The sequence below is a fragment of the Lentzea sp. NPDC059081 genome, from assembly GCF_042738015.1.
Lineage (GTDB): Bacteria > Actinomycetota > Actinomycetes > Mycobacteriales > Pseudonocardiaceae > Lentzea.
Genome location: NZ_JBHYGW010000001.1, coordinates 570,013 through 578,742, shown reverse-complemented (window position 1 = coordinate 578,742; position 8,730 = coordinate 570,013). Strand labels below are relative to the sequence as shown.

6 protein-coding genes are annotated in these 8,730 nt (G+C 70.5%); 4 read left to right on the top strand and 2 right to left on the bottom strand.

Features of this window, described 5'->3' with window-relative positions; all coding sequences use genetic code 11:
* Nucleotides 1–138: 138 nt before the first annotated feature.
* The 4 genes from ACFWV3_RS02845 to ACFWV3_RS02830 all read left to right on the top strand — a co-directional run bounded on the left by ACFWV3_RS02845 (nt 139) and on the right by ACFWV3_RS02830 (nt 6,044).
* Nucleotides 139–756, top strand: coding sequence for a type VII secretion system-associated protein (locus ACFWV3_RS02845; protein WP_382407511.1), 618 nt, complete (start codon nt 139–141; stop codon nt 754–756).
* 364 nt (nt 757–1,120) lie between these two features.
* Nucleotides 1,121–3,793, top strand: coding sequence for an AAA family ATPase (locus ACFWV3_RS02840; protein WP_382407509.1), 2,673 nt, complete (start codon nt 1,121–1,123; stop codon nt 3,791–3,793).
* Nucleotides 3,790–4,458: a response regulator gene (locus tag ACFWV3_RS02835; protein WP_382407507.1), complete on the top strand. Its 669-nt coding sequence runs from the start codon at nt 3,790–3,792 to the stop codon at nt 4,456–4,458. Before ACFWV3_RS02840 ends, ACFWV3_RS02835 begins: the two co-directional genes overlap by 4 nt.
* Nucleotides 4,459–4,484: 26 nt before the next feature.
* Complete coding sequence (locus ACFWV3_RS02830; RefSeq protein WP_382407505.1) at nt 4,485–6,044, top strand: ATP-binding protein; 1,560 nt, start codon at nt 4,485–4,487, stop codon at nt 6,042–6,044.
* Between the two features lie 24 nt (nt 6,045–6,068).
* Here the strand turns inward: ACFWV3_RS02830 and ACFWV3_RS02825 are convergent, their stop codons facing one another.
* On the bottom strand, nt 6,069–6,572 hold the full coding sequence (locus ACFWV3_RS02825; protein ID WP_382407503.1) for a hypothetical protein: 504 nt from the start codon (nt 6,570–6,572) through the stop codon (nt 6,069–6,071).
* A complete protein-coding gene (locus ACFWV3_RS02820; RefSeq protein WP_382407501.1) occupies nt 6,569–8,446 on the bottom strand; it encodes an Hsp70 family protein in 1,878 nt (625 codons plus the stop codon). Before ACFWV3_RS02820 ends, ACFWV3_RS02825 begins: the two co-directional genes overlap by 4 nt.
* Nucleotides 8,447–8,730: the final 284 nt, after the last annotated feature.

The window sequence follows — 8,730 nt, the reverse complement described above, 5'->3', positions numbered from 1 at the left end:
GGCGGCCGCGGGCACGAGCGGTCCGCCGGTGGTGAGGGGGATCCCTACGCCCGGCCGGCGGCCGTCGTTCTCCCGTGGCGGACGCCGGTCGGCTGGTTAACCTTCGCGGCGGGACGGGGGATCGGGAGGTGGTCAGTGGTGGAGAACGTGACCGAACGGCCGCAGCAGGCCGATGCCGGCGGCCGGTGGTTCGTGCTCCCCGACCCCTACTGGGACCCCGGCGACGACGAGGACGTGCCGCCGCTGGAGGCGGTGGTGGGTCTGTGGCCGTTCGAGGACGGCAAAGTGGGGAAGTTCCGGTCCAACCCGGCCTACCGGCCGATCGACGAGGACTCGCCGACCGACCCGATCGACGCGGTGCTGCGGCTGGTGCTGCAGCGTCGGGCCGAGTCCCGCCACATCCAGCTGGCTCTGCGGGACTCACTGGTGGACCTCGCGATGAACGGTGACGGCAGGCCACTGGTCACCGACTCGCCGGACGACGTTCCGTGCGTCGTCGTCGCCACGGGAGAGCTGCACCGCCTGCGCGTCAGCTCGCCGGACTGGCGGCGGGTCGAGCTGGAGGAGCTCGTGCGGCTGCTCGCGGACGGCGTCGACGTGCTGTACAACCCAGGCGGGGTGGCTTCGGTACGGCTGACCGGCGACTTCCTGCGGGACGCGGTGTCGCTGAGCGACGAGGAGGTCGCGGCCTTCTACGCGGAGCAGATGGCGGGACCAGGGGATGGACAGGCGTCGGCCGGCGAACCGGGAACCTGAGCCGGCTGCTGAGGGGAATCCCTACTTCGGACGGCTGCTCCGGACGACGCACCGGGTTTGCCGGGGTCGCGGGCGTTACCGTTCCGATCATCACCTCGACCGGCTGTGTCCCGCAGCACACCGGACGAGTGAGGTCCGGCGAGATGGTGTTCTGTTCGGCGGTCGGGCCGTGTTCACGCCGGTGCGGGCGACTGCGCCGGCGAAATGGTGGGGCGATTTCCGGGATCGAGTTCTCCGGCAGGTCGGGATGCGTTTCCATCGGGCGCCGCGCGATGGAAGTGGTTTTTTCCCTGCTACCTTCCCGGTAGCCGGCAGGTGATTCGATTCATGTGGGCTCTGCCAGGGGACGGGAGGGTGGTGCGCGATGGGTCAGCGAATCGAGCTGATCGGGCAGAAGGCCCAGCTCGACGTCCTCAGGTGGGACGGCCGCAGCTCGGCCGTGCGCGTGGTCCGCGGGCCGGGGGGCGCCGGCAAGTCCGCATTGCTCGGGCAGTTCGCGCGAGAAGCGCGGGAATCGGGGCAGATCGTCCTGGAGGTCCAATGCGCGCACGGGCAGCAGCCGGTGTGGGACGCATTCCGGGTGCTGGCGATCCTGGCCGCTGTGCGCGGATCCCTGAAAGAACTGGGCAACGATCCTGAAGTCATCGACTCGATCGACGCGGTCAAGCGGCTGTGCAATCCGATCGCTTATGCCTCGTCGTGGCGCCGGCACATCCTGCTGAGCGCCCTCAGTTCGTTGTTCGTGCGGATTCGGGCACGAACAACGGTCGTGTTGCTGGTCGACGACGCCGACTGGATGGACCACCCGCTGCTCGCGCTGGCGGCGGTGCACGGGGCAGGCCACCTGGTCATCGCCTCGTGCTCGGTGTCCGGAACCGCGGCGGCCGACCTGTGCGCGGCCGCGGCCGACGTGGTCTTGCTGGAGCCGCTGAACGACGGCGAGGTCGAGGCGCTGGCCCGGCAGATCACCGGTGCGCCGATCGACCCCACGGTGCTGCGCAGCCTGCGTGAGAGCCTGGGGTCGTTGTACGGCAACCCCGGCACGATGGTCGCCGTGGTGGCCGATCTGCTGCGCCGTGACCGCTTGGTGCAGGTGCGCGGTCACCTCGTCGTGCGAGAGCCGCGGACGACACTGGTGCTGCCCGCCGGTCACGAGATGCGCACGCTGGTCAGCCTGTTCGCGGAACCCGGCCGAGATCTGGTCCTGCTGGCCGCCGGCGGCTTCGGCTTCGGCCTCGACGACATCCCCGCGCTGGCGAGCGCGACGGAGCGGTCCGCGCTCGGCTACGGTCAGGCGACCGACATGCTCGTGTCGGCCGGCGTGCTCGCCAGCGGCCCCTCGGGTGTGCTGACCTGCCCGATTCCGGCACTGGTCGCGGGGCTGGTCGAAGAGTCGGGTGGTCAGGTGGCGGTTCGTGAACTGCACCGGGCGGTCGCGCAGCAGCTGCTGGACGACGACTGGCGAGGGGTCGGCTGGCGCGTGGCGGTCGTGAACCACCTTGCCGCGGCGGGCACGGCGTTCCCGCCGCGAACCGACCTGGTCGACCTGCTCCTCGACGACGGGATCCGGGAGCTGTCCGACGACCCCGGCCAGCTCGTCGCACGGCGTCGCGCCGCGTGGTGGCACGCGGGCCCCGGCCCGGTGCGCGACCGGCTGCGCGCGGAGATCTGCCGGCTGTTCGTTCGTGCGGCCGACTACCGCGGCCTGGCGGAGTTCGTCGACGAGGTGATCACCGTGTCCCAGACCCTGGACACCGACGAGGTCGAAGGGCTGTCGCGAGCCGCGGCGTTCGCGCGCCTGCACCTTCCCGCAGCGCTGCCGGACCGTCTGCGGGCAGCCATCGAGGCCGGGGGAGCCGTGCCTGCGCCGGTGGAGCTCGCCGACCGGTGGCTCGCGGGAGAGCCCGTGGACCCGTTCGAGATCGCGTTGAGCTTTACGCCGGACCCGTCGGGCGGGAGCGGGGACTCCGCGGGCCGTGTGGTCGCCGTCGGGGACGGCGTGGTCGCGGAGGACGTGCGGTCGGCATGGGCGTTGCGGGATCTGGTGCCGGCGTTCAAGGCCGTGTTCGGCGCCGGTTACAGCGTGCCCGCAGAGGGGCCGATTGCCCTCTACCACACCGTGCTGGCGGCATACGCCGACGGTGACTGGGACCGGGCGCTCAGTTCGGCGCGCCAGCTCGAGCTGGCGGCGTCGGCCGCGGATCCGGTGGTGCTGAGCGCGGCGCGGTTGTTCAGCGCCGAGATGTGCGGCTGGCGGGGAGACGACCGGCAGGCGCGGGGCTGGCTGGACGCCGTGCCGGAGGACGGCGCGTTCCCCTTGCTGCGCGCATGGGTGTCGGCGGGCCTGCTGTACCACGCCGGCGACTCCGGTGCGGCCTGCGAGCAAGGCTGGACGGCGTACCGGACCTGGGTGTCCGATCAGGAGAGGTCCGCCCAGGAACCCGGTGCGGCACAACTGCTGCAACGGCTGGCGACGATCGCGGTGGAAGCCGGCGAGCAGGACGTGGACCGCGGCGAGTTCGCCGCGGCCATCGCGAGCTACGGCCGGTACGGCCCGGCCTCGCAGCTGGAGACGAGGTTGTACGTCCGCGGTCTGCTGGACCGGGACGTGTCGGCGGCGCTGTCGGCGGAGAGGATGATCCGCACGCGCGGGTGCCGGGCCGGCCTGGTCCACGCCCAGCTCGCGGTGGCCCGCGTGACCGACGATCCCCGGCAGTGGCTGGACAGGGCTTACGGAACCGCGAAGTCGATCGGGGCCGCCCGGCTCAGCGCGGTGGTCAGGCGCGTCATGGGCAACAACGGTCTGGTGGTGCCGGCACGGCGCAACCGCAGGCCGGACATGTCCGATCTGGAGATGCGCATCATCGACCTGATCTGCGAGGGGCGCACCAACCGCCAGCTCGCCAGCGAACTGCAGATGAGCGTGAAGACGGTGGAGAAGCACCTCACCAAGTTGTTCGCCAAGGTGGGCTGTCGCACACGCTACGGGCTGGTCGCGTCCACGGTGGGCACCGGGACGGGATTCGCCGCCTCATGACCGGACCGGACTCCCCATCCATCCGCGTGCTGGTCGTCGAGGACGACCCGGTCGCGGCCGAGGCGCACCGGACGTACGTCGACCGGGTGCCCGGCTTCGCGGTGGTCGGCGTGGCGTACACGGGCACCGAGGCAGCGCGGATGATCCAACAGCAGGAGATCGACCTGCTGCTGCTGGACTTCTACCTCCCCGACGGCCACGGTCTGCAGGTCGTGCGCGCGGTCAGGGCCGCGGGGCATCTGATGGACGTCATCGCGGTGACGTCCGCCCGCGATCTGGCGATGGTGCGGTCGGCCATCTCCGAAGGTGTCGTGCAGTACCTGCTGAAACCGTTCACGTTCGCCACCCTGCAGGACAGGCTGGTGCAGTACGCGAAGGCGCTGGAACGACGAGCCGAGGACGACGCGGCCGACGAGTCCGGTGTGGACGGTGTTGTCGCCGGGACGCTCCCCAAGGGGATGAGCGCCGACACGTTGAACGCCGTCCTGGACGCGCTGCGGTCGGCCACCGGCGGGCTCAGCGCGGCGAGCGTGGCGGCGGAGGTCGGCCTGTCGCGGGCAACCGCCCGCCGATACCTCGAGTACCTGGCGGAATCCGGTACGGCGGTGCGCCGTCCGCAGTACGGACAGGTCGGACGACCGGAACTGGTCTACACAGTGCACTGAGCAGACCTGGACATGGAGGTTCCTCGGTGCGCAACTGGAGCGTGGCGCGGCAGCTGTTCGCCCTGCAGGCGGCGATCATCCTGCTGCTCGTCGTCCTGGACGGGTTCCTGTCCAAAGCGGTGGCGGGTGACAACGTCGACCGGGCGGTCTTCGTCCAGAGCAACTCCGCCGCGCGTTCGGTCGCCGCTTCCCCCTTCGTCCGGGACGCGTTGGCAAGTTCCGACCCGTCGGCGGTCCTCCAGGCCTACACCGAGGAGATCCGCAAGGACACCGGGGTCGACTTCGTCACGGTCATGAGCACCTCCGGCGTGCAGTACACGAGCCCGGACACCTCGGAGATCGGCAGGCAGTACCCCGGATCCATCGCGAGAGCGCTCGCGGGTGAGGTGGTGCGGGACGACTACACCGGGGCGGCGGGTCCCTCCACACGCGTCGTGGTCCCGGTCTACTCGCCCGACCACCGGGTGGTCGGGCTGGTGTCGGCGGGCGTCAGGAAGTCCATCATCGCGCGAGAGCTGCTCGAACTGCAGCGACCTCTGCTTCAGGCACTGGTGAACCTCTCGATGCTCGGCGTCGGCCTGGTGGGGAACTACCTCATCAGCACGCGGCTGCAGCGGCAGACGCACAGCCTCAAGCCGGCGCAGCTCAACCGGGTGATCGGTTACCACGAGTCGATCCTGCACTCCGTGCGCGAAGGTCTGCTGTTGCTGGACACCGCCGGCACTGTGACGTTGTGCAACGACGGTGCTCGCGAACTGCTGGACCTCGGCTCCCAGGACGTCGACGGACGCGCGCTGGACTCGCTCGGTCTCCCGCGGAGCCTCGTGACGAGCCTGCTGGCGGACGGTCAGCTCAGGGACGAGATCCACGTCACCGACTCGCACGTGCTGCTCGTCAACAAGTCCTCTGTGGACTCGCGAGGCTGGGTCGTGACGGTGCGCGACCACACCGAGCTGGAGACGGTGACGGGGGAACTGGACGTGCTGAAGGGCTTGGCGGAGTCGATGCGGTCCCAGGCCCACGAGTCGGCCAACCGGTTGCACGCCGTGGTGTCGCTGATCGAGCTCGGCCGTTCGGAGGAGGCGGTCAGCTTCGCCACGAGGGAGATGGAGCTGGCCCAGCTCCTGACGGACACCCTGGTGAGCTCGATCGACGAGCCGGTGCTCGTCGCGTTCCTGCTCAGCAAGGCCGCCCAGGCGAACGAACGCGGCGTGGACCTGATCGTCACGGACGACACCGCGATGGAGGGGAGCTCTCTGCAGAGCCGCGATCTCGTGACCATAGTGGGCAAGCTGATCGACAACGCGATGGACGCCTCGATCGAGGGTGGCAACGCGCCGACGGTCGTGCTGACGCTGCGCACGACCGACGAGGACCTGGTGATCCGGGTGGCCGACACCGGTCAGATGACCGGCGACGCGGACGAGTCCGGGCGGGGATGGTCCACGAAGGACGGCAGCAGAGGCCTCGCGCTCGCGCTCGTGCGGCAGGCCGTGCACCGCAACGGTGGCACGATCGAGGTCGGGCAGGACGAGGGAACGGTGTACACGGTCCGCCTGCCGCGAGAGGGCAAGCGGCAGGCGTGAATGCTGCCGGGGAAAGCGCCCCGCTCAGCCGATGATCGTCCTGGCGGGACGGGAGGCTGCCCGCTTGGCCGGCCTCCACCGGTGCGAAGGAGGCGCCGCCGCGTTGATGGCCGCGAGCACCGCGGGACCGGGGAGGAGCCAGCGTGCCGCCGGGTTCGGCGGCACGCGCCACGACCGGTTGCCTCCGGCCGGACCGGGTGCCCGCAACGGCAGCACCAGCTCGATGGCCGAGTCCAGGAACGTGACGTCGTAGGGCATCTGGTACTGGCCCAGCACCGTACCGTCCGCTTCCGCGAGGAAGACGGCCCGTCCGTCGGCTTGTCCGTCCGACAGCACCGGAACGCTGAAGTCGTCGCTGTGCAACGCTTTCAGGTGTACGAGCACCTTGCTCACGTAGCCGGCCGGTGTGTCGAACGCCGTGAAGCCACGGCCAAGTGGGAGAACGACGCGCGAGTCGGCGATCTCGACCGGCCACGCCATGTGCCGGCGGTACCAGGACGCCGTCTGGTCGACGGTGAGCGGCCTCATGCCAGGCTCGCGCACGGTGTGACCGGTTGACCCGCGGTGGTGCCGGACAACTCCCAGCGCACCCGCGCGAACTCCGCCTCGAACGCGCCGGTGGTGCTGACCAGGAAGGGGACGTCGACCCGCTCTGGATCGAGGCCCTTGAGCGTGAAGCAGGACAGCGGAACCCGGATCGTCGTCGGTTCGCCGACCGGCGCTTGGGCGAGCAGCTCGGTGATACCCACCTGTGCGGCGCAGGGGTAGTGGCAGTGCAGGGCGAGCGAGACCGGCGCCGCCGGGGCCTTGGTGACGAGAACGTCGAACGTCAACGTGCCCGACTCCAGGTACGGGCGCGCGTCCGCGTTCCCCTGGTGGCGTTGCAGGTAGAACTGGCCGGGACCGCTGCCCGACCAGGTCACCAGTCGTCCACCGGCCTTGGCTGCTCCGTCGCCCGAACGGACCGCGAGCGCCTTGTGCGTCGCGGTGCCCCTCCCGGACAAGGCGGTGCCGGTCCAGTCGTCGTCCGATCCGATCATGCTGTGGTAGGGAGCCACGTCCCGGCCGTGCTCGAGGAACTCGGCCCCCTCCGAAGCGCTGGTGCTCGGGGTGGCCTCGCCCGCCACCGGCGCGGCGGGGGAGTCGTCACCGGTCAGCACCGCCGATGCGACGCCGATGCCCAGCAGCACGACGGCGATGACGACCGCGATCACCGTGCTCCTCCTGCCGAGCCAGTCGAAGGCTCTGGCCGACGTGGAGACGTGGGGAACCGGGCGCGGTGCGCGACCCGGGCCCGGCGCGGCACGCACGGCGGGAACTGCGGGCATCGGGCGTGGCGGGGCCTGGCGCGTTCGTGCGACCGCCGCCGCGCCCAGAGCGACGGAGAGCTTGGGGTGCATGCCGACCCGCACCGGCTTGCCGAAGGCGGCGGACACGGTCGCCGTGACGATGGGAATCTGCGAGGAGCCGCCGACGAGGAGCACGCTGCCGAGGTCGTCAGGGCGCAGCCCGGCGGAGCGGATCGACCGCAGGAGCGCTTCCGTGGTGAGGTCGAGGTGCGGTTTGATGATCTTGTCGAACTCGGCGCGGGTGATCTCGACCTCGTGACTGCCACCGGGCAGCTCGACCTGGACCAGGGTGCTGGTCTTCGTGGACAGCCGCTCCTTCGCCACGCGACAGCTCTCGCGCACCTCCATCAGGAAGCGCGCCGACGTCAGGTCCTCCGGATCCAGGCGACCGAGCTCACCACCCAGCTTGTGGTCGACGTGAGCGACCAGGGAGTCGTCGAAGTCGATACCGCCTAGCTGCTCGATCCCCTCCGGACTGCCGAGGATCTCCATGCCGCGCGGCGTCTTGCGCAACACGGTGGCGTCGAACGTGCCGCCGCCCAGGTCGTACACACCGATGGTCTCGCCGGCTCCGAGCCGGCGTTCGACCGAGTAGTGCATCGCGGCGGCCTCGGGCTCGGTGATGATCCGCACGTCTGCGAGCCCGGCGAGGCGTGGCACCTCGGAGAAGTGCTCCCGCCGGTAGGGACCCCACACCGCCGGGCACGTGAGCACGACGGACTGCGGACGGCAGCCCTGCGTCGCGGTGGCCACCGCCACGGCGTCCTTGAGCTGAGCGGCCATCAGTGACGCGGGGGACCGCACCGCGTCACCGACCCGCAACGGCGTCGGGTCCGCCAGCCTGCGCTTGTGGATCCGGGAAGCGCGGTGCGGGTTCTTCTTCGCCTCGCCATCGGCCGCGTCACCGGTGATCAGCACACCGCCTTCGGTGGCGAACACCACCGAGGGAACGGCGACACCGTGACCGAGCGGGATCGCGCGGGTGCCTTGCGCGTCCGAAACCGCCGCCGCGGTGTAGGTCGTGCCGAGGTCGACACCAAGACCGTAGGCCATGCTGGATCTCCAAGTTCGTGGTGCTTGCCACCCGCTCCCGATTGAACTCGGGAGCGGATGGCGACAGGGCTGTCCTGGACGAAGGTGCGGCGAACTCCGTACTCGAGTGCAGCGCGGTGACGGCGCGGCGGCCGGATGGCGGGGGTGCGAGATTTCGTCCCGTGGGCCGGAACGGTGCGGCTGACGGGGGCCGTGCGGAGATTTACGTTCCTCGTATCGAAGATCCCACGTCCGGAGGTCCCGATGAGCGTTGGCGCGACGGCCGATCCCCAGAGACTGATCTC